Below are 25,319 nucleotides of genomic sequence, written 5' to 3'. Positions count from 1 at the left end.
GGTCATAAACATTCAAGGAAGATGTTGGCATAATGACCATTACAAAAAACGCTCTACTATTTTTGTCACTAATATTTACTTTTGCCTGTGCTTCCGTTCAAAGCGGTCACTACGTGATGGTTAAAGAAACCGACACCGTTGAAACCCTTGCAAAAGAATTCAATGTTCCCAAAGAAAAAATTCAAGCTGCCAATCCAGCGAAGCCAATTAAAAGTGGTGAATGGGTTTTCATTCCACTAAAACGTGGAGTCATGGGCGATAGCGATGTTCAGCCCTTCGATCCTAATCACTTATTATCATCTGGTGAATTTTTATGGCCAGTTCCTTCAAGCAATAGAATTACATCTGGTTTCAAAATGCGTTGGGGGAGAAAACACGAAGGTGTTGATATCGGCGGACGTATTGGATCTCACATTGTAGCAGCTGCTGATGGTGTTGTTGTCTATTCTGGGGACGAGATCGGTGGGTATGGAAATATCACTGTTATCGCTCATAAGAATGGGTATTTTTCAGTTTACGCTCACGCAAAATCAAATTTCACGACACAAGGTCAGCGCGTTTACCGCGGGCAAGTTATTGCTCAGATTGGGATGACGGGAAGATCGTACGGGCCGCATTTACATTTTGAAGTAAGAAAGAATGGACAGGCGATTGATCCGACGGATTTTCTTGCTGCTAACTAGCTCGAAAAAATGCTCCAGTGGAGCATTTTTACATCGCTTGAAGATCGTATACACAGAATTATTTTTTAAGAGTTCGAGCTAGCAACCCAGCTAGTTATAAAAAAATGCTCCTTTTGGAGCATTTTTTGTTTTTACTAAATTTTCTTTTGAAGCATTTCCAGAAGCTTAATATACATAAGCGCCGTATTCTTCGCATCTTCAAGTGCGGTATGCTTAACTTCACCCATACCTAAAAAGCTCATTAGTTTCGATCCAGAAGAGCATTCAGGTGGAATCATCTTTAGATCAATTAATGTATTGGCCGTTGAAGAAAGATCCAGGTTTCTGTGGTGGAAGTGCTTTCTCATAAATTCCCACGAAAGGTCGCGAGTTAAGAAAGGCAGATCGATAGCACTCATCGATTTACCGAAAAGAATAATCTTTTCGTTTTTATCGTTTTTAAAATAGTTTTTAACTTCTTTTGAGATCAGGTAAGTCTCTAGTTCATCTTTGAAGCTGTCCATGTGTAAACCAGTCACGTGGGCCTTGTGGATCAGCATTTCATTGTGATCGATAACCCATTTATCCAGACGAGGTTTTAGTTCTTCAAATGAAGGGCATTTAATATAGTAATTTCTCGCCAGTGAGTCTTCAATTCTTTTTGTTTCCGTACAAAATGGAACCATTCCGAATTCGATCATGTAATCATTTTCGTTGAGTCCAGTTGCTTCGATATCAATAGATAAATAACGCATATAATGCCTGAGTTAAAAGGTTTAAGTTATTCTAAATGACGAAGGGGTTATTGTCTACAAATAGGAAAATATCACAGTGACTGAGTCGTGTTCTTTAAACAGATCCTCTATGTCTATTTGGCAGGATAAAATTTTTTCGCCGTTAGCAGTTAAGATGCATTTTAAACAGACGCCTTCGCCGTTGCAGCTGCTTGCTACAGGAATGCCGTTGTCTAAAAGTAGCTCCATCAAATTGGTTGTAAGGTCGTCTGTGTTGATGGGAATTGTCTTAATTACTTTTTGAGATGCTCTGCCATAAATGATCAGGTCTTTCATTCTTTACACCACAAACGTGCTGTACTGCGATCGTCACTGTATAAAACCGATTCTTGGTGTTTATCATTTTTAAATTTAGCATGGCCAAAAATATTTCCCAAGTTTTCTACGTGATAGATAGGGAAGTTCATTTCTAAGAAGAAATCCAGTTGAGCTTTTCTTCCACGATTTGATTCGTAGAGAATGCGGTCTGGGTTAGATAAAAATAAATGGCGTGAGAAACCTAATAGTTCATTAAGAGTAAAAGCAGAGTCGACCTGGTCAATTTCATAAGCTTCTAAATGCTGAAGATGCTGAACCGGGTTTCTGCCTTCGCTGGAAAATAAAACGATTTCCTGATTCTTTCCTTTGAACTCACAGATGGGAAGTGGGAAAGCTGCAGGACGGGACTTCATAAAGTAGCCCATCTTGGGATTCGTTTTGAAAGGTCTAAAAAGTGTCGTAGAACTCACGGCCAGGAAATAGTCTTCACCTTCACTCATGGCGATATAGTGAGATTTTTTTTGATCGGCACTCATGATCTCATCTCTTAAAGAAGTTTCTTTAGATAAGTCATAGTTGCAATTTGTTTCGTAGTTTTCTTTTTTTGATTTATTGGCCGTTAAACCATTTTTATCATATTCGTAGTCAGCAGTTTTAGAAAAGCCGTTCAGGTACTGCTCGACTGTGCTTTTATAACTGACGCGATTGAAAGTTTCATACTTCGTTAAGATTTCATCACCTTTAAAAAAGCGCTCTGTAAGAACATCATTTTTGGCCAGGTCTTTTCTATTTTCTTTTAAGAAATTTTCGAACTCCAGACTTACACCAATCCCTTGAGGAATGACGGCATCTAATTGAGTCGCGATAGAAAGAAGCGACTTATTAGGAACGAATTTCTGAGTTAAAAAATCCAATCCTTTTAAGAAAGGCATCTTTGTGTCGTCTGCCAGATTTTTAGGTCTGAAGTCGTAATAGTAATTTTTACCATTAAGTTTTAAATAAACCTGTAAGCGTGAGTAGGGAGAAGCTTCATCTGGACGTCTGCTCATTTCTATAAGAGCAAGCATGACTGATTTTTCAGCGAAAGTGATATTTTTATTTTCGTAGATGGTCGGGTTTAAGCTTTTATAGAATTTAAGTGAAAATTCATCTTCACTGATAAATTGCACTTTGCTATTTGCCGGGCAGTAATTTTTTTTATTGGAGATAGTCGTAACTTTTTCTTTTTTCTTTTCAGTCAGTGCTTCAAATTTACTTGTAATGAATGCACAGCTTGTAAGAGATAGTAAAAGTGCGAGTGAAAAAAATTTCATAGCTCGTTGGCCCTGTCGTCAATATAGTAAAGTCCTTCGACTTCTGCTTTCACTTCCGACTTTCCTTTGAGCTGGTCTAAAAAAAGATCATCGAGATTTAGGGCCTCAGCTTCAGCGTTTGTGGCCTGGACCAAACAAATAATCCACATTCCCGAGTGTTTTTCTCCGGCAGAAGCTGCCTGAGTCGTGAAGTTTATAACTTTGTATCCACGGTTGATAAACTCATAAAAAAGTTTATCAAAGTGCTTTTCTCTATACCCTGATGACCTCGCTGGAGGTGAGGGAATAAAGAAGGTAAAGGTCTGCATTTTATAGTCTTTTTCAGGTCTTGTGAATGACTTTAGGAGCGATAGCATACGCTTTATCATACGTGTTTCCAGCTTAGAGTTGAGGGCCTTTGAGAAGGTTTGATAGGCCGATTATCTATAATAACTCAATAAGGATTTCGGGAAAACTTTACCCACGAAATATTTTTCTACAATTTTTTAAAATCCAGTTATAATCATAAGTGTAGAGGATAGGATGTCTTCTTACTAGTGGCAGGATGCCAAAAAAAAATGGGGCCTTTGCAGGGGGCCCCTTTTTTTTGCCTAAAATCCAAAATCAAAAAAACACTTCATAAAAATTTATTCTTTTAAAAAAATTACCAATGACTAGTTAGTAAGAATGCTACTTTCAATTTTTAAATCTGAAAGAGATACACCCGGTGCCATCTTTAATACTTTAAAGCTTGTCCCTGTAGGTTTAAACACACCCATCTCAGTTACAACGATGTCGACAACTTCTTTTCCTGTAAGAGGAAGCACGCACTTCTTTAGAAGTTTAGCGACGCCGTCTTTACTGAAGTGGTTCATCATGATGATCACTTGCTTAGAGCCATTAACGAGATCCATTGCTCCGCCCATACCAGTAACTTTCTTTCCCGGGATCATCCAGTTGGCAAGACTTCTCTCGCTATCAACTTCCATCCCACCAAGAACGCAGTAGTCAATGTGTCCACCGCGGATCATTCCAAAGCTAAGCGAGCTATCAAAGAAACTAGCTCCTGGTCCGATCGCGACTGTTTCTTTACCGGCATTAATAAGAGTTGGGGAAACAGTGTCTTTTGTTGGACGACCACTTACACCGAGCACTCCATTTTCAGAGTGGATCATAATATTTAAATCGCGGGGCATTCTCTCTGCGATGACTGTCGGCATTCCGATTCCAAGATTTACAGAACTATGAGGCGTAAAAAATTGAATTACTTCATCTGCCATTTCGATATTTGTCCACGCCATTATGCACCTTCCGTAACTAAGAATTCGATATCATTTTTATAATTGCTACCCTGAAAAATTCGTTGAACGAAAATTCCTGGAAGATGAATGTCTTCTGGTGGGATTTGTCCGAGTTCAACTAACTCTTCAACTTCAACAACTGTAATTTTTGCGGCCATGGCCATAAGTGGTGAGAAGTTTCTTGCTGTTTCTTTAAACCAAAGGTTTCCGAATGTATCGCCCTTTTGAGCTTTGATAATCGCGAAGTCTGCGTGAAGGGCCGTCTCAAGAATACAAGGACGATCAAACATTTTAACGTCTTTTCCTTCAGCGATTAATGTCCCGTAACCAGTAGGTGTATAGAAAGCACGGATTCCCATTCCTGCTGCACGAATGCGCTCTGAGAATGTACCTTGAGGCACAAGTTCAACTTCAATTTGTTTGGCCAGCATCCTTTTTTCTAAATCAGGGTTGCCACCTACATACGAGCAATAAGCTTTTTTAATTTTGTCCTGAACCAGGATTTTAACCAGGCCACGCCCGGAGTTACCAATATTGTTAGAAATAACAGTCAGGTCTTTTACATCAATTGCAGTCAGGGCATCGATACAATTTTCAGCGATTCCACACAAACCAAAACCACCGCTCATAAGCGTCATGCCTGATTTGATATCGCTCAAGGCAGATGCTGCATCATTAAATACTTTGGGAGAGTTATTTTTCATTGGTCTAATTCCTTAAGGGCCAATTTAAAACGGTTCATACCTTCGATGAGTTCCGCTTCAGTTATAATAAGTGGGGGAGCAAGGACAATTCTTTTATTTTGAGTGGCCAGGTGAATTCCTTTATCAAAAAATGTTTTCCATTGGATATCAACAGTTAAATCGACTGCAGCGAGCATTCCTTTGTAGCGGATATTTTCCACCTCGGGTAAAGATCTTAATTTTTCCAGTTCTTTTTGAAATACAGCACAGATATGTTGCAGATGTTTTTGAAATTCAAAATCCTGTACAATTTCTAAAACTCCGGACATCGCTGCTATCCCTAATGGATGAGCGTAGTTGGTTAATCCACAGGCCAGGATATTACTCATATAATAATCAGCAATATTTTGACTGACCCAAACTGCTCCAAAAGGCACCATTCCACCTGTGATTCCTTTGGCAAGAGTGATGATGTCAGGCTTCACGTTATAATTCATGTAACCAAATGAAACACCTGTACGGCCAAAACCACAGATGACTTCATCCATGATTAAAAGAATCCCAAATTCTTTACAAAGCTCACTGATTCCATCCCACCATTCTTGTGTTCCAGCGTAAACTCCATTTCCACCTGTTATGGTTTCAATGATGAAGGCCGCAAAATTATCCTTGCCGTGGTCGATAATAAGCTTTCGGGTTTTTGCAATGGCATCTGGTTCAGACGGTTCTGGGATACGAACAACCCAATCTCTGCTGGGAATAAAGTGGGCCTTATTTCTCCAGTCACCAGTTGCACTTAGTGCTCCTAAAGTGGCCCCATGATAAGAAATATCTCGGGCGAGAATTAATTTCTTTTTGGAAACATCCCTGGCAATTTTAAGTGCATTTTCTACTGCTTCAGCACCGCCTGTTGCGTAAAAGATTTTTCCTTCTTTTTTATCCATATACTTCAGGAGTTCTTGAGTCGCATCGATTTTTCCTGGAAAAATTCCGCGAGGTGCACTCATGGGAATAGTGTCGAGCTGCTCCTTCATGTGACGTATAATCGTTGGATGATTGTGTCCAAAGCTTGCCTGGTAGCTTATGGAAGACATGTCAATAAGTTGATGGCCAGTTTCAGTAATGATTTTTACGCCATCAACTGAGGCGATACTAAATCTCAAAGGATTTTTTTGTTTTACCCAAGTAAAGAAAAAGGGATATTCATCCATACATTAAACCTTTTTAAAGTCGTGGCCATCAATTAAAAATTCAAATTCACGGTAATCCTCATCATGGGCAGGGCATCCTCTCCAGAAAATGTGATGTCCGCGTTTTAAATCACTGACTCCACCACCACAAGTAAATGACGGGTCCTGAGCTCCATTTTCAAAGTGCGAGCAAATTGATTTAGGGAATTCATCGTGGTCTGTAAGAAGATTTTTAAAGTCTTCCAGATCCTGAACTTTATAAGTTTTTTTCGATAGAAGCGCCCAGCGGTTATGAGTTGTTGAACTCATAGACGTTGTATCTTCTATTTTTTTTATTTCATCGCCCACACAGTGGTTCGTATGAAAAATCGATCCAACTTGTCCTTGTTGAAGAGCAGAAACTTTCTCCGCAATCGTTGGAGTGATTTCTAAATGCTCACCACCTTCTGGACTTGCGATGATGTAGTTGTGACCTGAAGTCACTGGTGCATTTAGAAGTGTTGATCTCATGGTCATGAGATTTTTTTGCTCAAGAGTTTTTCTTACCAATAACGGCCAGATCAAACCAGTCTTAGCATTGGTCGTATTGATGTTGTTCACACCAATAAGTGTATTGTCTGTACTTACACCCATAAGCCCCAGGCATCCAACAAGACTCAATACAAGCTGAGATGTATGGTTGTCGTTCGCTGGCACGTGGATTAGGCACATATAGTTTTTAGCTGAACGGTGCATATCCCATGTTTGTCCTGCAAGAACTTCTTCAGGAGTCTGAATATGAACAGTCGAGCATCCTTCTTCAGGAAGAATAATGTCTCTGAAGTCTGTGTAGTTGTTTAGCACAACCAGATCGGGGATCGTTAGTCCCGCACCTTTGGCGATTCCTTCTAATTCATCTGCTAAATGTGGTGCAAATTTTTTAGAAAGATTAAACTGCTCCATTGCAAGCTCATCCAACCTTTTTTCTAAACGTGGATTTTTAGCAAGCATCAGGTGACGTCTAATTTCTGTCAGTTCAGCGATGGCCTTTCTGAACTCTTCACCGTGGGACAGACCCCATTCCTTATTTGATTTCCCTTGTTGATAGACAATGTAGGGAAACATGCAATTTGTACTCATGATTGTAAATACTCCTTCATAGCATCGTAGCTTGGGCATACCAGGTACACCCCGTTATGTTGAATAAACATTTTGCTCATTGAGCTTGGAATCGATCCTTTAAAATAACCAAAACCATTATCGATTTTTATGACATCAATTTCATAACGAGAAAGCTTATCAACTAACTTGTCATGGAAAGCTTTTGCGGTTTCTCTGTAGTCTTCAACATTGGCCATGACGTTCTTGAAAGCATGGTAGTAACTTAGGAAGTGGAATTCATCTCCATCCCAAGTACTGATCATCATTAGTGGCTGCTCCAGGAAGTATTTGGTCGATGTGTAAGCAATCCCTGACTGCCCTGAGAAGTAAATCATTCCGGCATCTGGTGTAATCTCATGGAAACATGTGGCCATGAAGTACTTGCTAGAAAATCTAAAGAATTGAGATGCTGTTTCGTTATAAATTAAAGCAACATTATATCTCGTTGCAAGCTCACGAAGTCCTCTTAAGAATTCGTATGGCATTTTTTCCATCGTCTTCTGCAGAACCGGCTCAACCCAAACGGCCAGGTACTCAGCTGTCGCGAACTCTTTTTCAACTAGTTTTAATACTTCTCTGAAATCATTTTCAGTTGGATTAGGAAGACGTCCAACTTTAAAGTATGGATCTTTTTCATAGCTAAGTGAACGTGCCAGCATCGAGCCATTACCAAAATAGTGACCTTTGAAAGTCAGCATCTTGTTTACATTTCTTTCTTTAATAGCTGCGTCTGATTTTACCCAAATCGCTTTTGCGACTTTATCCACGCATTCAGACTGGCCTGACGTTGTGTAACCGTGGCGAAGATCTTCCGGCAGAATGCTTAAGAATTCTTTCACACCTTTTAAAAATGGCTCACTAACGAAATTAGAAAGACAAACTTTGTTAACCAGGTAAGGAAGTTGGAAATCAAAATAAGCTTTATCCAGACTCTTGATTGAAAGAGGGATGTTGATCGCGCGGCTCAAGTGAATGGCAGGTTTCTTCCAGTCAGCTTTTGTCGTGTAATAAAATACATCACGGTGAGCTTCGAAATCAGGATAGTCCTCGCGGATATAACATTGCTCAACTGAGCCTAATGATAGGTTGATGTTGATCATTGAGCTCGCCATGCGGTCTCTGTTTCTTCCTTGAATACGTTTGATTCCTTTGACAATGGCCATGGCAGAAATAGCGTATTTAAGCGCTTTTCCAAGGCCTGACTTCTGTAGGTGAGGATCAATCGTTACATCGAGCATATAAAGACAATCATGGTCGTCAAAATGCGGGTCCATGCGTACACCGCGCTCTAGTGGATACAAGTGAAGAGGACCTGCAAAAGCAATCCCCATTAATTTCTTCTTTTTATTTAATAAACCTAAACAAAGAGATGTTTTATCTAAAACGGTATGTTCAAATTTTTCGATATCAGTTTGTCTGGCCGGTTCATAAACAGCTTTTTGCATGTTGATGATTTCCTGACGGTAGTTTAAGAAGTTTGAAGCATTGATTTCAATCAGCTCAACTTGTGCGGCCTCAACACTTTTACTTACCAGAGTATTCACTTTATCAAAGACGTGTTTGATATCAAGTTTCTGTCCCAGCGCTCGGGCCAGTTTTGTTTCAATCAAAAGCATGTGCCAGTCATACTGCTCGTCAGCTGTGTATGCGTCTGTTTCAACATGAGTAGGGAGAGTGGTGTGCTCACCTAAGAAAAGCTCTCTACAAATAGCGTCTAGTCTATCGAATAAAAAGTCTAAGTCTTTAGGGCCAAAAGCTGTACTCATTCTAAAGCGAAGAGTCTGGCTTCCTGCTGGATAATATAATAGACCGTGCTTAAACCGTAGATCGACAAATTTATTCATCATTGCCGGTTCAACAACGTCGAAAGCGAAAGCTAGGCCATTCACTCGCGGGCGTCTGATGTGTTGAGAGTGCTTCTTGATAAGAGCAGTCACACGAGGAACGATATGTCTTTCAATATCAATAATGCGTGCTTGTGATTGATCTAAACTGATTGCGTGAGCGTATCCACGTAAAGTTGAAGCAACAGAGAACTCTTCACCTTTGAAAATACTTTTTGTTTCTTTGTGAGATAACACGATTCCGACTTGTGCTTTTTTTGCACAGACAACGTAGTCAGGATTAAGCTGCTCGCCATCAAGTCCTTTCATGTTGAATTGTCTGTGCCAGAAGAATTCACGTCCAAGGTGAAACCCTGTTTGAACTTCATCGTGAATTACTGGAACTTGAAATGTTTTTGCCATTAATAAAAGTGCAGTATGGAAGCGGTCAGACGAATAACAGTCTCCACCTTCACATTGCATAGGTTCAACTAAGATCGCGAAGATTTTTTTAGAAAGAAGTTGGGCGCGGACTTGCTGCAGAACTTCGACTTCTTTTTTTACCATCGGATCGGAGTTCCAGATGCTCGGGACCATGAAGTTCTTTAAGGAAGCTTCATTCCAGGTCTCTCTCCATAGCTCAGGGATGCGGACGTTCATTCTACTGTCTTCCAGCTCAGGGTACTTTACGTACTCGGCCAGGTAATTCTTCCACTCAAATGGCTCGCGCTTACTTTTATTCCAGGTTGCAGCGAGTGTCACCATCATGCGTCCGTGGAATGACCCTTCAAAAGCTAGGACTTTATTGGCTTCAGGATTCACACGTGAAAGATAACAATAACCAAGTGCCGTCTCATTTGCTTCCGCTCCTGAGTGGGTGATGGTCATATAAGTTTTTTTCCATCCCAGTTTGCGGTTGAAAAAATTAATGTATGAATTTTTTGTGTCTTTAAAATCTTTCGTCGTGGCATCGTTAGTCCAGCTCTCTAAAAATTCAGCTGCACCAAAAAAGATCGATGGATTGAATCCATGTCCCAGAGTCGCAATTTGCGAAGCTGCATCTAAAAGATAGTGAGTCGTCCCATCGACTGATTCAATCCCCATGTAGGGCCCGATGGAATGACGAAGTTTTGTAAGATAAGTTTTTTTCTCTGCGGGAATCATATTGTCGGCGTAATATTTTTTTAAAATATCATGTCCAAATTCTGAATCCTGAGCATTGATAATTGGTAATTTCATACAGGCCTCTATTTAAAGTATATTTTTTTGTACAATATCGCTGATAAATTTTAAGTACGAGTGTCCGTTGTTTTCCATCATTTTAGGAAACATCGAAATCGGTGTTGCCCCAGGAAAAGTGTTGATCTCATTTAAATAGATTTCACCTTTGTCTGTGTAGAAAAAATCAATACGCGACTGATGACGTAGCTTAAGCGCTTTAAACGTCTTGATCGCATACCCACGCATCAGTTCTATTGTTTCAGTAGAAAGATTAGGGGCGACGACTTCAGTTGTCGTTTTTGAGTTTGGATCGTATTTTTCATCGTAAGAGTAGAAGGCCGTAGGGCAGTTGATTTCGCCCGGGACACTTGCGTGAACCTTTCCTTCAAATTCGTAAGTTGAAATTTCAAGCTCACGAGCTGTCACCATTTTTTCAACTAAAACATATTCAGAGAATGTGAAAGCATTTTTAAGTGCAGCATCTAAATCTGATTTCTTAGATACCGGGTAACATCCAACACTTGAGCCTTGAGAAGCGGCCTTAACGAAAACACTACCGTGAGTATCAAAAAGTTTATGAGCTTTCGGAGCGTCTTCAATGCTCGTTAAAAATTCAAAGGGAGTGTTAGGGATATCAAGAGCATTGAACCATAGTTTAGAAGTTACTTTGTTAAAACAAATTAAACTTGCTTCAGGCCCGCATCCAAAATAGGGAAGTGAGATCAACTCTAAATAAGTTTGAATCTCTCCAGTCTCTCCCGGAGGCCCGTGGATACATGGAACCACGTAGTGAATGTCTTCTTTGGTTTTTGCGCCAACTAACTGGCGGTGAGAATTTATTTCAACTGCTTCACCTAGAGAACCATCTGCGTTCACTAGGCGAAAAGTTTTATCATTTGTTTTTGGTTTCCCAATTTCAACTTTGATGACGTTATAAAGGCCGATCTCTTTTAGGTTCTTTTCCAAGAACTTTGCCGACACCACAGAAACTTCATGTTCAGTACCACTTCCACCACATAGTAGAAGAATATTTTTTTTGCTCATTTTTTCACCCTATCCTTAGGTTATTTATAATGTCTGAGAGTCCCGTCTAACTATCTAAGTTTTTCAGGAACTCTCTCTAGGTTTAATTTCGTAAAGTATTCTTTTAGTTCAACGATTGTAAGCGACTTTGTTGCCTGTTCACCGTAAGCACGGATGTTGGCCGCTTTGTTTTCCATCTCTCTGTCACCAATAACAATCATGAAAGGAACTTTCGATTGCTGGATCTGACGAGTTTTGTATCCCATCGTCTCGTTTCTCTCATCAACTTTCACTCTGAAGCCCATGTCGCGTAATTCTTTTGCAAGTGTACGACAGTACTCAGTGTGTTTTTCATTTGATACAGGAACGATTGTCGCTTGCTCAGGAGAAAGCCAGAAAGGGAAGATCCCTGCGATGTGCTCCAGGTAAACTCCGATGAATCTCTCAAGAGATCCAAGAAGAGCTCTGTGGATAACAACCGGACGCACGTCTTTTCCTTCTTCGTTTGTGTATTTTAAGTCAAAACGATCTGGAAGTTGGAAATCCAACTGAATCGTTCCAAGCTGATGCCATCTTCCGATAGCGTCCGCGATTTGAATGTCGATTTTTGGACCGTAGAAAGCACCGTCACCAGCGTTGATGTGGTACGGGTGTCCTGTTTTATCTAGAGCGCCTTGAAGAGCAGCTTCAGCTACATCCCAAGTTGCATCGTCACCAGCTTTTGATTCCGGGCGAGTCGATAGACCGATTTTAATTTGCTTGAAACCAAAGTGGTCGTAACAAATAAAGAACATTTCCATAAGTTTGATGATCTCTTCTTGAATTCCTTCAAGAGAGATAAAGATATGGGCATCGTCCTGGCAGAATGAACGAACGCGAGTTAATCCTGCTACAGCTCCAGCACTTTCGTATCTATGAAGGCGACCGAAGTCAGCGTATCTCATAGGTAGATCGCGGTAAGAGTATTTGTAATGCTTAAACATAAGCATGTGGCACGGACAGTTCATTGGCTTTAGTGCGAACTCGCGCTTATCTACCTGAGAGAAATACATATTTTCTTTGTAGTGAGCGTAGTGACCTGATGTATGCCATAAGTCTGAGTCCAGAAGCATTGGCGTGATAACTTCATCGTAACCGTACTTCACATAAATTCTTCTCATGAAAGCAACCAGCTCGTTATAAACCGTTGTTCCTTTTGGCATGAAAAAAGGCGAAGCAGGAGCTACAGACTCAAAGTGGAAAAGTTCTTGTTCCTTTCCTAGCTTTCTGTGGTCGCGCTTTTTTGCTTCTTCTAAAAAGATCATGTGATCTTCAAGTTGTTTTTTTGTATTGAAACTTACAGCGTAAATACGTTGTAGCATTTTATTGTTTGAGTCTCCCTTCCAGTAAGCTCCAGCAGTGTGAAGTAACTTAAAGAATTTTGGAAGATGTCCTGTGTTCTCAACGTGAGGGCCACGGCAAAGGTCAACGAATTCACCTTGCTCATATAAAGAGATTTCCTGGTCAGCAGGGATCCCTGAAACCACTTCAACTTTTAACGGCTGGTTTTTCTTTTTCCAGAATTCAACAGCTTCATCACGAGAGAAAACCATTCTTTTGATTGCTAGTTTTTCATCGATAATTTCTTGCATAACTTTTTCGATCTTCTCTAGATCTTCATCTGCAATTTTTACATCAAGATCGATATCATAATAGAAGCCGTTTTCGATAACGGGTCCAATACCAAATTGTGGGTTGTGAGACTTGTAGATACGGTCTACCGCTTGGGCCATTAAGTGAGCTGTAGAGTGACGAATAGTGTCTAGATCGTATTTGGCCATTAGGGCTTCTCCAAAAATTAGAAAATTAATACCTTTTTACGCTCTATAATATCAGGCGCAGCTATACAAATCAACGACTTGAATCTTACTTTCGAAAAAATCTTACAATGGGCTTTTGACGCTGTAAGAATCGCGTGATATGACCTTGTGGCTTCCGCATACGAAGTTGGAAAAATCAGTTTATTTTTATGGAGAAAACCCCATGGTAACGAGTCAAGATTTAGGTCTTTCAGTTGGTACAAACCCCAATGAAATCACACCTTATATTGGTCTTTTAGAAGACGATGTAAAGCTTGATCAAGTCGTAACAAAAACTGCGGTTGCCAGGTCGTATTATCAGCTTGGAAAAGTGTATTATGATAAGGCCGATTTAGTAAGTGCTGACGAATCTTTCGTGAAGGCCCTTACATTTGCAGATCCAGTCGCTGACGGGTTTTCAGTACTTAAGACCTATGGGTTCCTTATCCGTATAGCGTCAGAAAAACTTGAAGACGCCAAAGCTCAAAAATATATTAATGAAAGTGAAAAGCTGATGGACGCTCTTTCGAGAACGCTGCCTACACTTTCAGCTGAATTCTTCTACAACCTTGGGGTTGTGAAAAATTATAGCGGTAACTTTGAAGAAGCTAAGACCAACTTTGAACTAGCTTACAAAAAATCAAGCGAAGAAAACGAGCCAGAACTTCTTTCTAAATGTCTGCTTTCTCTAGCAACGAACGCGTTCTACAGAAAAGATTTAGAATTATCTCTAAGATACTTAGACCAATTAAATGACCTTCTAAAGATCATTAAAAAATTCTACCTATCTGGAGCAATGTACACGTATTACGCAAAAATCTTTATCGAAATGAATGAAAACGATAAAGCGCTTAACTACTACAAGCTTGCTAACGAATATCTTCAGTCGAAAAAATGCTGGAACCTATATGGTTACATCCTTTTTGGAAAAGCGACGGCCCTTAAAAAAGCTGGAAACTTTGACGACGCTCTAAATATGTTCCACCTTGCTCAAGAGTCGATCGACACGACAATTTTCAGAAGATTAAATCATTTAATCGAAGCGGAAATTGATGATGTTAATGATTCAACAGTGGATCTTTATTTAGACCGCACAAACAGAAAAATTGTTGAAAGATCATTGGGAACAATCGATTTCAAACACAGATTCGTTCTGCTTGAAATCCTTTTCCTTCTATCTAAAAATCCTGGAACATACTTCGATAAAGAGCAACTTGCTAAGATGATCTGGAAAGATGAGTACAACCCATTAATCCACGATAAACTTATCTATACTTCTGTATCTCGTTTAAGAAAATTGATCGAGCCAACAGATGCTGATTCAAAACGTAAGTACATTATCCGTGGAAAAGATGGTTATACATTTAACCCTCTTGCAAAAATCCGCTTCCACATGGAAGTGAAAACAAACTCTGAGCGCTCAATCGGAAACGTTGATTTAAGCTCTCCTGTTTAGTTTTAAAATGTCACAAAAATATATTGTTATAGATAAAACATCCGCTCTTGAAGCGGATGTTTTATTTGTGCTCAAAGATCTAGATCTGAAGCACTTTCCGACGCCATGGGACTCTGCGTCTTGGGACCAGGTTTTCTCAGAAGGGGCCGAGCGCTTCATTTTAGTTGATCAGCGAGATGGATTAATCCCAGGTTTTGTTCTTTTTGACCTTAATGTCGTAGATTCCTTTGCTCATTTGCTTAAAATCCTGGTGAATCCTGATAATCGTGGGTTTAAAATCGGGAAAAATTTATTAAATGAAGCAATTAGGGTTTTGAAGGAGCGCGGCATTCGAACTTTTTTTCTGGAAGTGGAAGAAGAGAATATTGTCGCCCGCAATCTCTATGAGAGTATGGGCCTTAAAGTCATTCACAAAAAGAAGCATTTCTATAGCAACGGCGGCACGGCAATCATCATGACGCTCGAGGTATGAGAGCGTAAATGTTTGCATTTGATAGAAAATTTGCTATAGTCATCACGTAATGATCTTTGGTGGGCCGTTTTCTTCAAGTATTTCTTGAAACGATCTTCCTGAAGTTGTTACCTCCGAAATCGAGTATTAAAGTACAAAAGTAGTAAGGGTGGATTTTTTAATCTGCCCTTTTTTTTATATGGGATAGAAAATATGGTTCTTAAGGGCCCACGTCAGGGAATGGAATTAAAATTTTTTGATCTAACGACAAAAATTTTAAGCGAAAACAATTTAGAACTTTATGAGATGGAGTGGAATTCTTCATCGGGGAATCTGGTTGTATACGTAGTAAATCCTGAGACGAAAACGGCGGTTCTTGAAGACTGTGTAAAAGTAGACCGTGGGTTTACTCCTTATATGGAAACTGAAACTTGGATACCGGACAACTTCACATTAGAAGTTTCTTCACCAGGGATTTATAGAATTCTTACGACTGTAAAACATTTTAAAGATGTTGAAGGCCAAGAGGTTCTGCTTCACTTAATCACAAAAATTGATGAAGCAAAATATCCGGATTTTCCAAAGGCCCTTCGCAATAATTTAAAACTAAAAGCGAAGCTAGTGAGTGCATCTGAAACTGGAGTTGTGGTTGATGCTAAAGGCTCAATCATTGATATTCCTTACGAGCAGATTAAAAAAGCAAATTTAGAAACAGATATTAGTAAATATAACGCTGAATAAATAATTATAAGCAATAAACATACAAAGAGAGGAAGGTTCAAATGAATTTTTCAGAATTAGGAAGAATGATCGAAACTTTAGGAAAGGACCGCGGGATTGATAAACGCGTTGTCGTGCGTGCTATTGAGCAAGCTTTCCTTGTAACTGCAAGAAAGAAATACGGTATTCAAGGTGAATACGAAACACGTTATAATGACGCTGAAGACGAAATCGAAATCTACCAATACAAAAACGTTGTAGACGCTGTAAAAGATCCGATTATCGAAATCACAATCAATGAAGCTAGAAATCTTGATAGCGAAGTTGAAATTGGTGACCAATTAGGGATTCGTATCGAAAACCCTAACTTCACACGTGTTGACGTCCAAACTGCTCGTCAGATTATTTTCCAAAAAGTAAGAGACGCAGAAAGAGAAATTTTATTTTCTGATTTCAAACACAGAGAAGGAGAACTGGTAACAGGGATCGCTCGTCGTTATGAAAGAGGAAATGTTATTGTTGACCTTGGTAAATCTGATGCGATTTTATCTCGTAAAGAAATTATCCCAGGGGAAAACTTCAAAACTGGTGACAGAATTCAAGCTTACTTATCTGAAGTTGTAATGACTAACAGAGGGCCGGAAATTCGTTTATCAAGAACATCACCAATGTACCTTGTTAAATTATTCGAAGTTGAAGTTCCAGAAATCCTAGATGGAAACATCGAAATCAAATCTGCTGCAAGAGAGCCAGGACAACGCGCGAAAATCGCGGTGTACACATCTGATCGCGAAATCGATCCGGTTGGAGCTTGCGTTGGTATGAAAGGGTCTCGCGTACAAAACGTTGTAAACGAACTTCAAGGTGAAAAAATCGATATCGTTCGTTGGAACGCTGATATTGAAACTTTTGCAAGAGCAGCACTTGCTCCTTCAGAAATTTCAAACATCCAGGTTGATCACTCTAGCTACTCAATGGATGTAGTAGTTGAAGAAGATCAATTAAGTTTAGCAATCGGAAGACGCGGACAAAACGTTCGTTTAGCTGCGATGTTAACTGGATACAAAATCAACATCATCTCTAAAACTAAACTTCAAGAAAAAATTAAAAAGGCCGTTATCAGCCTTATGCAAATTGTTTCTGTTTCGGATGCCCGCGCTCAAATGATGGTTCAAAATGGAATCATGTCTATTGCTGATTTAGCTGCAATGGACGCTGAAGTGTTAGCTGGAATCCTAAGTGGAAATGTTGCTGATGCAACTCAAATCTTGAAAGACACTCACGACGCAATCGAGCAAGGAACAATCAATCTTGCTGACGATGAAGAAGAATTAGTTTCTGCTTCTGCGGTACCTGCTTATAAAGGTCTCCTTGATAAGCATAAAGAAGGTGAAGTGGATGAAAAAGATAAATTCTCTGAGGCGGAAAGACGTCTAAGAGAAGAGCTTGCAGCGTTTAAATTGAAGTAAGTATGTAAACGGAGTTAATAATGCCTAAAAAAGTTTTTGAATTGGCAAAAGAATTAGATATTGGACCTCTCGATCTCGTCGAGTCGTTAAAGGCAAAAGGGTTTGCTGTGAGAAATCACATGGCCGAATTGTCAGACGCTGACGTGACATCTTACCTTGCTTCGGTGAAGAAAGATGAAGAGGCCTCGAGCGACACTGCTTCTAAAAAGAAAGTAGTTCGTAAAAAGGCACCAGCTGCTGCTGCGAAAACTGTTGAGAAAAAGACAGTTGAAAGAAAAGCTGCTGCACCTGCTGAAGAAGCAGATGAAGAGAAGAAGACAACTAAGAAGGCCTCTACAGTTAAGAAAAAAGCGACAGTTATTCGTAGAAAAACTGACGAGAATACAGACGAAGAATCAGACACAATGTACGCTGACTCTGACGAAAGTGAAGAAACTCAAGTTCATGCTGCTACTGAAGTAGAAGCAGATGAAGAAGAGAATTTCGTAGCTCAGCCAGCAGAAGACGAAAGTGTAACTGAGCCGACTCCGGCAGTATCAGAAGAAGTGGCAGCATCTGCTCCTGCATCAACTGGTGGTTTAAGAGTTGTATCAAAAGCTCCTGTGAAAAAAGAGACGCCAAATGAGGCGGGAGTTATCACGAGAAAAGCTGCTGATAAAGAAGCTATTAAAGAAGCTATTAAAGAAGAAAAGAAATTATCGACTATTGACCGTCCACACAGATTCACTCCTGTGTATACGCCGTCAAAAGATCCAATGTTCAAAGAAAACCAGGCGAAGGAAGAAGCAGCTCGCGTTGCTAAAGCAGAGGCCCTAAAAGCTGCACAACCTAAGCAATTCACTGGAACTCCTGCTGAACAGGAAGATGAAAGAAAAAGAGGCGAGGAAGAAGAAAACAAGAAGCGCATGGGCGGTCTTGCTTCAATGATGACTGGGAAAAAAGCAATTGCTTCAAAAGCTCAGGCCATTACTATGTCTCGCGCTGAAGAAGAACTAAAGTCTTATACTGCACTAAGTGGTACAGGACGCCCGATTTACACTCAAATTTTAAGAAAAAAGGACTACGTGGGACCAACTCAGCAAACTGAAAGAACTGAAGTTAAGGATTCTAAACGTGTTGTTCATATTCACAAAGGTGTTGTACTTGGGGATTTAGCTCACAAGCTAAGTGTTAAGTTCAAAGATCTTCTTGATGAGTGTTTAAAACTAAACCTTTTAATTAAAGAAACAGATTATGTTGGCCCTAAACTAGCTGCTGATATCTGTGCTCTATTTAACTACCGTGTTGAAGATAAAGCGTTCAATGAAGAAAAAATCATTGGTAAAGCTGCTGTATCTGAAGACGAAAAATCGAAGTTCCCTGTTCGCCCGCCAGTGGTAGCGATCATGGGTCACGTCGATCACGGGAAGACGACTCTATTAGATACTATTAGAAAAGATAAAGTGGCTTCAGGTGAAGCTGGTGGGATCACTCAACATATTGGTGCCTACTCAGTTAAAGTTGAAGGCGATAAAACAATCACGTTCCTAGATACTCCTGGTCACGCGGCCTTCGGAGCTATGAGACAACGTGGTGCTCACGCAACTGATATTGTTGTTCTAGTTGTTGCTGCTGACGATGGGGTTATGCCTCAGACGAAAGAGTCGATTAGATTCTGTGAGAACGCTGGTGTTCCAATCATCATCGCTGTTAACAAAATGGATAAACCTGGAGTGAATCCAGATAAAGTAAAACAAGAATTAACTGAGTTCAACTTACTTCCAGAAGACTGGGGTGGGACAACTCAATACGTTCACGTGTCTGCTTTAAAATCTATGGGTATCGATGAACTTCTTGAAGCTATTTTACTTCAAGCAGAAATCCTAGATCTTCGCGCGGACGAAAAAGGCCCGGTTGAAGGTGTAGTAATCGAATCTAAAATTGAGCAAGGAAGAGGGCCTATGGCCACGATTCTAGTTCAATCAGGAACGTTAAATAAAGGTGACTACCTTGTAGTTGGAGAAACGTACGGACGTGCTAGATCGTTAAATGACCACCTAGGTGTTCAGTTAGTGTCTGCAGGACCTTCGACTCCAGTTCAGATTCTGGGCCTTGAAGATGCTCCGGCACCAGGGGATAGAATCAATATCGTGAAGTCGGAAAGAGAAGCTAAGAAAATTGCGGAAAACAGATTGAATGAAAGAAAACTTCTTCAAGCTGCTCCGGAAAAGAAAAAAGTATCTCTGGAAGATTTCTTCTCGAATGCAGCTAAAGAAGGTGAAGAGCAAAAGCTTCTTAACCTTATTATCAGATCAGATGTTCAAGGGTCATACGAAGCTATTAAGTCAGCTGTAGAATCTCTTGGAAACTCAGAAGTAGCAGTTAAAGTTGTTGCTGGTGGTGTTGGTCCAATTACGGATTCAGATGTTCAGATGGCAGCTACGGCAAATGGATTCCTAATCGGATTCAACATGAGACCAGTAACTTCAGCAAGAAAACTTGCAGAAGATAAAGGTGTTGATATTAAGAACTACTCGATCATTTATGAGCTAATCAATGACGTGAAACTTGCTCTTGAAGGTCTTCTTGACCCTGAGTTCGTGGAAGAGTTTATTGGTCGCGCAGAAGTTCGTGAAGTCTTCAACATCCCTAAAGCAGGTGTTATTGCCGGATCGTACGTTATCGACGGAAAAATTGCTCAAGGTTGTGGTATCCGTTTACTTCGTAACGGGAAAATCATGCATGACGGGAAATTATCTTCTCTTAAACGTTTCAAAGACGATGTTAAGGAAGTTAAGAACGGTTATGAATGTGGTATTTCTCTTGAAGGATTCACGAATATTAACGCTGGGGATATCTTTGAAGCTTACTTAATGGTACAGAAGAAAAGAACACTTGATGATGCAGCTGGAATGAGCCAGTCTGGGTCTAAAGAAACGAGAGCGAACCTGTAATATTATGGCCAAAAAAGACAATTTCAAAAAAATTAAATATGAAGAAAGGCTGTTGAATGAAATCAACGGCCTGCTTCGTGCTGGTACAAATGACGTGCGACTTGCAAGAGTTTCTATCACGAAAGTAGAACTGTCTCCTGACTACGGTTATGCGACTGTATCGTGGGACACATACGATTCTGGAACTCGTGGAGACGCAAAAACTGCGATCGAATCGGCCGCTGGAAGAATTAGATCTGAACTTGCGAAAGTTTTAGAAGTTCGTCACGTGCCTTCTTTAACGTTTGTTTACGACAATCAGTTTGAAGAAGAAAAAAAGATCATGGATCTTATAACTGCTTCTAAAGATAAGAACACTTCAGAAAATACTGAAGAGTAAGAATCGAATTTCAACGTGAATACAGATTACAAAGAAATCCCCTTAGTCTTTAACGTTTACAAGCCCGTCGGGCCTACGTCATTTGATGTCGTCTTTCATTTCAAAAAAAATTTAGGTTATAAGTTTGGAAAGATTGGGCACTTTGGAACTCTAGATCCATTTGCTGAAGGTGTCCTTCTCATTGGTGTTCAAGGGGCACAGAAGCTCAATGAATACGTTCATGAGTTGCTGCCAAAACGTTATCGTGCCGTTGGTGTATTTGGTGGAAAAACTAAAACCGGCGACTTCATGAGTGAAGTTGAAGAAAAAAAAGATATCGAATTAGAATTTCAAAATATGCCCATGAAGGATCTCGAAGAAAAGCTGAGTAAGCATTTTTTGGGAGAGTACTGGCAGTCTCCCCATAGTTTTTCTGCTTCGAAATTTGAAGGCAAGCGTCTTTATGAACTGGCCGTTCAAGGCAGGATGATTCAAAAAGAAAAAGTTAAAAGAGAGATTCTAGATTTTAAAATTTTGAGATTTGAATACCCTGAACTAGAGTTTGTGGTCACGGTGAGCTCTGGGACATATGTAAGAACACTCTTTGAAGAGATCTCACAGATGCTTGGCGGGCTTGGAGCGCTTAAAATTTTAGAGCGTGAAGCGATTGGTGATAACACTTCGATTAAGGCGATAAAAGAGAAAGACTGGCCCAAAAGAGGGACTGAGTTTGACCTGGAAAAATGGGGTACACCACTGGATCAGGTACTTTGTTTAAATAAAGTCAGATTAACTCCTGAGCAGGCCGCGAGGTATCTACAAGGGCATCGCTACCCTTTGACTGAACTTGAAATAGTTATGCAACCAAATCAGGCAGACGTCTCAACTCTCGATATCATGTGGATTTACAATACAGATTGGTATTTTTGCGGTCTTGCTCGAGTAAGAGATGGTGAAATTCAGGCCGTATTTAACTTAAAAGAAGCTATTGCACTTTTTATTTGATTCGGGATTTTTTGATATCTGATCCACGAAGTTCTCATTTTGCCATGTCGTGTCTCTCAAAATTAATCACTTTTTCCTAAACATTTCGCAATCATATGTTAAAATAAATTATCAATAATTGATTAATTAACTCGTTATTTGGGGAGCCTTAGTGAGTACAACATACATTGCCATGATTTTGGCGATTCTAGCTGGAATTGGATTATTAGTAGGGATCGGAGCACTTAGTTTGCTTTCTGGTGCCTTAAATTTTCTATTCGTTAAACCAAAAATTGAAATCATTAAATCGACACGCGGTGATGTTGGTTTTGCTTTCACATTCAAGTGGGATCAAGACGCTGAACCTGTAACGTTTGATAAAATTCGCGTTCGTTTATTCAACCCGTTTGGATCTCCAACTGAAGTTGATATCACTCGTGAATTCGATGGATCGAGCACTGACTTCGTACGCGATCTTGATATGGGTGACCAGTTACAAAGAATCGTAACTGCTTCTCCACTTGATAAAGCAACGATTGAAATTGAAGTGACTGCTTCAAGAGAAAGTGTAACTCATAAGCAAACTTTCAAAGCTTCAGACTTCGTAGAAAAAAGAAATACTGCGACTGAAACTGCTGATGATTTAGCTGCTAAGTTTACTGTAGAGAAAGTTAAACCTCTTTACACACTTCCAGATAGAACTTTTATTTCTCCTCCTCTTCCAAAAACTGCTAAGCAATTAAAGATGGCATCGAACCCAATGTTCGCTGGTGACTTTGCTGGTGCGGCCGCTGGTGGTGGTGCTGCAGCTCCTGCTGTTGAGAACTTTACAATTTCAAAAGTTTGGATTGAACCAGGGTGTATCGTTTGTGATGCATGCGAAGGGATCTTTCCAGAAGTATTCGAAGTAACAGATTCAACTTGTCTTATCCGTCCGGGCGCTCCGCTTAACGATGGATTAAGAGTTCAAGAGGCGGCGGAAGCTTGTCCGGTTGAAGTTATTAAGTTTACGAAAGCTTCTTAATTTTTAGATTTTAAATCAAATAGAAGGCCCTCTTTTGAGGGCCTTTTTTTTTGTCTTTTTTGTCGATTGATAGTGAAATTTTTACTCGGTAAAGTCATAGCAAACTCATAACAGAGTAGTATTTCTTAGCTATGAAAAACGCATTCCTCATCATTCTATTTTCTTTTTTAGGAGTTCAGCTCGCTATGGCGAGTGAGGTTTCTGTCGTTAATATTTTTGAACCGTTTCAAATGAAGACTCACAAGAAATTGATTAAAGAATTTGGAGTAGAGGAAACGACGGCCCTTTATAATGTATATATCGAAGAGAAAGGAATCACTGATAATTGCGAAGAGCTGATTGGTTCTTGTGATTATTACTTATGTCAGGAAAAAAAGAACAACTGTGGTGCTAAAGGATATTTTTTAGGTTTTGGTTACCAGTATTGTAGCGATAGTTTAAAGCGACTGGCCTTGGAAGTGTCACCGAGAGGAAAAAAGTGGTTGGAGACGACTGCGACTTGCCTGCAAAAAGAAATTCAAGCGATGGATGGCGAAAGTAAAAGCTGCAAAGAGATTAAGAGAGCAGCGATTAAGGGACATGATAAGTGCTATAGTGAGATTAGTTTTTGTTCGTTAAGCTTTGGTGAAATTAAAAAGATATTGAAAATGATTATGCCATCTCTGACGACGAGAGGTGTGATTAACGAAGGCGTACAAGTCCTTACTCATTGTGTTTCTCGTTAGTATTTTTCTAAAATTAGAATAAAAAAAAAGGCACTCGATTGAGTGCCTTTTTTATTTTAATTAAGCTTGAAATGTTTCGATTATCTTCGTTGTGAAGAGCTTTTTGAAAGCTTCTTCATTGTCTTTCCAGATCGATTCCAGCGTATGGCCTTCACCTAATACCGGACATTCAAAAGTTAAAACCGGAGCTTTAAATTCCTGTGGCCCAAATTCTCCAAGCGATCCTGGAGTCGGGTGAGTTAAGAAGTCTGCTTCAATTGGATACTTGTTATAGCTTGCAAGGAAGTCAGCAATCTCTTTGCATTTTCCGTTGTAGTTAATAACCGGGTACCATGAATGGAAACTTAGGATGAATCTTGGCGGATACTTTTTGAAGAGTTCTACTAAGAATTTATTTTCTGGTTCTGATAATGGAGCTGTTCCCGGGAAGTATTTTTCTTCGCGAGCTTCTGGAGTCCACTGAGCTGAAGGAAGGTTGCGGTTTAGATCAACGCCGTTTCCGTTTACACGTGTTCCTGCTTTATATCCGTCGACGTTTACAACTGGAACGAAGACTAGTGGCATATTCACTTCGTCAGTCGTTGATAGCCATTTAAAAATTTCTTTTGCTAAATGAGCACCTTCAACTTCGTCACCGTGAACTGCACCTAATACGTAGTTGTATGTTGGAGCGTCTAGTTCTGATTTGAATGCTGGGATCTTTTCACCTTTAACACTAGTTCCATGTGGTAATTCAATGAATTTCATTCGTCTTCCTATTCCTTAAAGAGGGTATATACAGCGGCCTGTCCTGGCGTTTCTTCAACTTCAATTTCTAGCTCATTAAATTCAAATTTGTATTCAGCTAAAACGGCAGCATGAAGTTCGTTTGCAATGTATGCAGCGATTCTTTCTGCAGATGTATTTTCAATCGGCAGCATCAGCACGTCTGTTTTAGGAATACTAAAAACACTCTTATCAACGCATACAATGTTATAGTTATTTTCTCTATCTTCAATAACTAAATTGGGATTGTTTTTAGGGATTAAAAGTTTATGGTCTAAAGAATCACAGATTCTTCTCACAATAGGTTTTATGTTTAAAAAATCAAAAACCATGTCATCATCAAGCTCAGGCGCGTTGCCTTTGACTTGAACGCGGTAATTGTGACCGTGAAGAGGCTCTCTCGTTCCATCTTTAAAAAGCATGAAGTGAGAAGACGCAAAGTTAAAATATTGCTTATAGACACGAATGGAAAATGCTGTTTTCATGCAAAGGTTTTAACATAAATGCTTCTAAAAGAGTATATTTTAAACTAGAATTTTCCCTATGAAAAAATCCGAAGTACTTAAAATTCTTAAAAAATTACGTCCTGTCTTTGACCAGTTTCCTGAGGCAATTGCTGCTTTGGATAAACTAGAATCATTAACCCCTGATTTGGTGGAAGTTAAGGAGGCGAAAGCTCTTAACTGGGAATCCAAATTTCCATTGCCGGATGAGATGCAAGAGCGCACGAGTGGCTACGCCGTGTTTGCTGATGGGGCCTGTAGAGGAAACCCAGGGCCGGGTGCCTGGGGAGTTATGATTCAGGATGCGAGTGGGCAAGTTATTTTAAAATCTTCGGGCGTTGATGTTCCGACGACGAATAATAAGATGGAGCTTGAAGGGGTTATTAGAGGTCTTCAAGGGCTGGTTGAAAAATGGATTGAAGACGGTGTCTCTGATCATGAAAGCCCGGTGTTCGTTTATAGTGACTCGAAGTATGTCACGGAAGGGATCTCTAGCTGGATCACTGGATGGAAAAATCGCGGTTGGAAAAAGGCCGATGGGAAAGAGCCGGAGAATATTCTTCTTTGGAAGCAGTTAGATGAATTGAAATCAAATTTTAATCACATTAAGTTCAATTGGGTGAAAGGCCATGCCGGACATCCACAGAATGAAATGTGTGATCAGATGTGCAACCTTGCTTTGGATGAAGCGGGCTTTTAAAATAAT

At 39.9% G+C, this 25,319-nt stretch carries 24 protein-coding genes; 11 read left to right on the top strand and 13 right to left on the bottom strand.

Annotated elements, in window-relative coordinates; all coding sequences use genetic code 11:
• The first annotated feature begins 32 nt into the window (after positions 1-32).
• Complete coding sequence (locus SHI21_RS20300) at positions 33-683, top strand: M23 family metallopeptidase (protein WP_323579065.1); 651 nt, start codon at positions 33-35, stop codon at positions 681-683.
• Between the two features lie 134 nt (positions 684-817).
• On the opposite strand, the gene SHI21_RS20295 is transcribed toward SHI21_RS20300, so the two are convergent.
• The 11 genes from SHI21_RS20295 to thrS all read right to left on the bottom strand — a co-directional run bounded on the left by SHI21_RS20295 (position 818) and on the right by thrS (position 13,207).
• Complete coding sequence (locus tag SHI21_RS20295) at positions 818-1,417, bottom strand: exonuclease domain-containing protein (RefSeq protein WP_323579064.1); 600 nt, start codon at positions 1,415-1,417, stop codon at positions 818-820.
• Positions 1,418-1,471: 54 nt separating this feature from the next.
• Positions 1,472-1,732: a hypothetical protein gene (locus tag SHI21_RS20290; RefSeq protein ID WP_323579062.1), complete on the bottom strand. Its 261-nt coding sequence runs from the start codon at positions 1,730-1,732 to the stop codon at positions 1,472-1,474.
• Complete coding sequence (locus tag SHI21_RS20285) at positions 1,729-3,027, bottom strand: hypothetical protein (protein WP_323579060.1); 1,299 nt, start codon at positions 3,025-3,027, stop codon at positions 1,729-1,731. The genes SHI21_RS20290 and SHI21_RS20285 overlap by 4 nt, the downstream gene beginning before the upstream one ends.
• Positions 3,024-3,395 carry a hypothetical protein gene (locus tag SHI21_RS20280; RefSeq protein WP_323579059.1) on the bottom strand — a complete coding sequence of 124 codons (372 nt, stop codon included), beginning with the start codon at positions 3,393-3,395 and terminating at the stop codon, positions 3,024-3,026. Before SHI21_RS20280 ends, SHI21_RS20285 begins: the two co-directional genes overlap by 4 nt.
• A gap of 285 nt (positions 3,396-3,680) precedes the next feature.
• Complete coding sequence (locus SHI21_RS20275; RefSeq protein WP_323579058.1) at positions 3,681-4,307, bottom strand: 3-oxoacid CoA-transferase subunit B; 627 nt, start codon at positions 4,305-4,307, stop codon at positions 3,681-3,683.
• A complete protein-coding gene (locus tag SHI21_RS20270) occupies positions 4,307-5,011 on the bottom strand; it encodes a CoA transferase subunit A (protein WP_323579057.1) in 705 nt (234 codons plus the stop codon). Before SHI21_RS20270 ends, SHI21_RS20275 begins: the two co-directional genes overlap by 1 nt.
• Positions 5,008-6,201, bottom strand: coding sequence for an aspartate aminotransferase family protein (locus tag SHI21_RS20265; protein ID WP_323579056.1), 1,194 nt, complete (start codon positions 6,199-6,201; stop codon positions 5,008-5,010). The genes SHI21_RS20270 and SHI21_RS20265 overlap by 4 nt, the downstream gene beginning before the upstream one ends.
• 3 nt (positions 6,202-6,204) lie before the next feature.
• A complete protein-coding gene (locus SHI21_RS20260; RefSeq protein WP_323579055.1) occupies positions 6,205-7,299 on the bottom strand; it encodes a C45 family peptidase in 1,095 nt (364 codons plus the stop codon).
• Positions 7,296-10,382: an aminotransferase class III-fold pyridoxal phosphate-dependent enzyme gene (locus tag SHI21_RS20255; protein ID WP_323579054.1), complete on the bottom strand. Its 3,087-nt coding sequence runs from the start codon at positions 10,380-10,382 to the stop codon at positions 7,296-7,298. The genes SHI21_RS20260 and SHI21_RS20255 overlap by 4 nt, the downstream gene beginning before the upstream one ends.
• Positions 10,383-10,394: 12 nt before the next feature.
• Positions 10,395-11,408 (bottom strand): D-alanine--D-alanine ligase, encoded by a 1,014-nt coding sequence (locus SHI21_RS20250; protein WP_323579053.1) that lies wholly within the window; start codon positions 11,406-11,408, stop codon positions 10,395-10,397.
• A 50-nt stretch (positions 11,409-11,458) separates the two neighbouring features.
• The gene (gene thrS / locus SHI21_RS20245) at positions 11,459-13,207 is read right to left on the bottom strand and encodes a threonine--tRNA ligase (protein WP_323579052.1); all 1,749 of its coding nucleotides are present in this window, start codon (positions 13,205-13,207) and stop codon (positions 11,459-11,461) included.
• A gap of 202 nt (positions 13,208-13,409) precedes the next feature.
• On the opposite strand from thrS, the gene SHI21_RS20240 reads away from it, so the two are divergent.
• The 9 genes from SHI21_RS20240 (at position 13,410) to SHI21_RS20200 (ending at position 23,345) form a co-directional block, all read left to right on the top strand.
• Complete coding sequence (locus SHI21_RS20240) at positions 13,410-14,681, top strand: winged helix-turn-helix domain-containing protein (RefSeq protein WP_323579051.1); 1,272 nt, start codon at positions 13,410-13,412, stop codon at positions 14,679-14,681.
• Positions 14,682-14,688: 7 nt separating this feature from the next.
• The gene (locus SHI21_RS20235; protein WP_323579050.1) at positions 14,689-15,153 is read left to right on the top strand and encodes a GNAT family N-acetyltransferase; all 465 of its coding nucleotides are present in this window, start codon (positions 14,689-14,691) and stop codon (positions 15,151-15,153) included.
• 192 nt (positions 15,154-15,345) lie between these two features.
• On the top strand, positions 15,346-15,873 hold the full coding sequence (locus tag SHI21_RS20230; RefSeq protein ID WP_323579048.1) for a ribosome maturation factor RimP: 528 nt from the start codon (positions 15,346-15,348) through the stop codon (positions 15,871-15,873).
• Between the two features lie 41 nt (positions 15,874-15,914).
• A complete protein-coding gene (gene nusA / locus SHI21_RS20225) occupies positions 15,915-17,321 on the top strand; it encodes a transcription termination factor NusA (protein WP_323579046.1) in 1,407 nt (468 codons plus the stop codon).
• Between the two features lie 20 nt (positions 17,322-17,341).
• A complete protein-coding gene (gene infB / locus SHI21_RS20220; RefSeq protein ID WP_323579044.1) occupies positions 17,342-20,254 on the top strand; it encodes a translation initiation factor IF-2 in 2,913 nt (970 codons plus the stop codon).
• A 4-nt stretch (positions 20,255-20,258) separates the two neighbouring features.
• Positions 20,259-20,633, top strand: coding sequence for a 30S ribosome-binding factor RbfA (rbfA, locus tag SHI21_RS20215; protein WP_323579043.1), 375 nt, complete (start codon positions 20,259-20,261; stop codon positions 20,631-20,633).
• 15 nt (positions 20,634-20,648) lie between these two features.
• Positions 20,649-21,617 carry a tRNA pseudouridine synthase B gene (locus tag SHI21_RS20210; protein WP_323579041.1) on the top strand — a complete coding sequence of 323 codons (969 nt, stop codon included), beginning with the start codon at positions 20,649-20,651 and terminating at the stop codon, positions 21,615-21,617.
• 151 nt (positions 21,618-21,768) lie between these two features.
• The gene (locus SHI21_RS20205; protein ID WP_323579040.1) at positions 21,769-22,620 is read left to right on the top strand and encodes a ferredoxin; all 852 of its coding nucleotides are present in this window, start codon (positions 21,769-21,771) and stop codon (positions 22,618-22,620) included.
• A 131-nt stretch (positions 22,621-22,751) separates the two neighbouring features.
• Positions 22,752-23,345: a hypothetical protein gene (locus tag SHI21_RS20200; RefSeq protein ID WP_323579039.1), complete on the top strand. Its 594-nt coding sequence runs from the start codon at positions 22,752-22,754 to the stop codon at positions 23,343-23,345.
• Between the two features lie 60 nt (positions 23,346-23,405).
• Here SHI21_RS20200 and SHI21_RS20195 read toward each other — a convergent pair whose 3' ends face one another.
• A complete protein-coding gene (locus tag SHI21_RS20195) occupies positions 23,406-24,092 on the bottom strand; it encodes a M14 family zinc carboxypeptidase (RefSeq protein WP_323579038.1) in 687 nt (228 codons plus the stop codon).
• An 8-nt stretch (positions 24,093-24,100) separates the two neighbouring features.
• The gene (locus SHI21_RS20190; RefSeq protein ID WP_323579036.1) at positions 24,101-24,595 is read right to left on the bottom strand and encodes a 6-pyruvoyl trahydropterin synthase family protein; all 495 of its coding nucleotides are present in this window, start codon (positions 24,593-24,595) and stop codon (positions 24,101-24,103) included.
• A gap of 58 nt (positions 24,596-24,653) precedes the next feature.
• Between SHI21_RS20190 and SHI21_RS20185 the strand changes: the two genes are divergently transcribed.
• Entirely contained in the window at positions 24,654-25,313 is a 660-nt protein-coding gene (locus SHI21_RS20185; RefSeq protein ID WP_323579035.1) for a ribonuclease H family protein, read from the top strand.
• Positions 25,314-25,319 lie beyond the last annotated feature (6 nt).

This window comes from Bacteriovorax sp. PP10, assembly GCF_035013165.1.
Lineage (GTDB): Bacteria > Bdellovibrionota > Bacteriovoracia > Bacteriovoracales > Bacteriovoracaceae > Bacteriovorax > Bacteriovorax antarcticus.
This window is presented reverse-complemented; position numbering and strand designations above follow the sequence as displayed.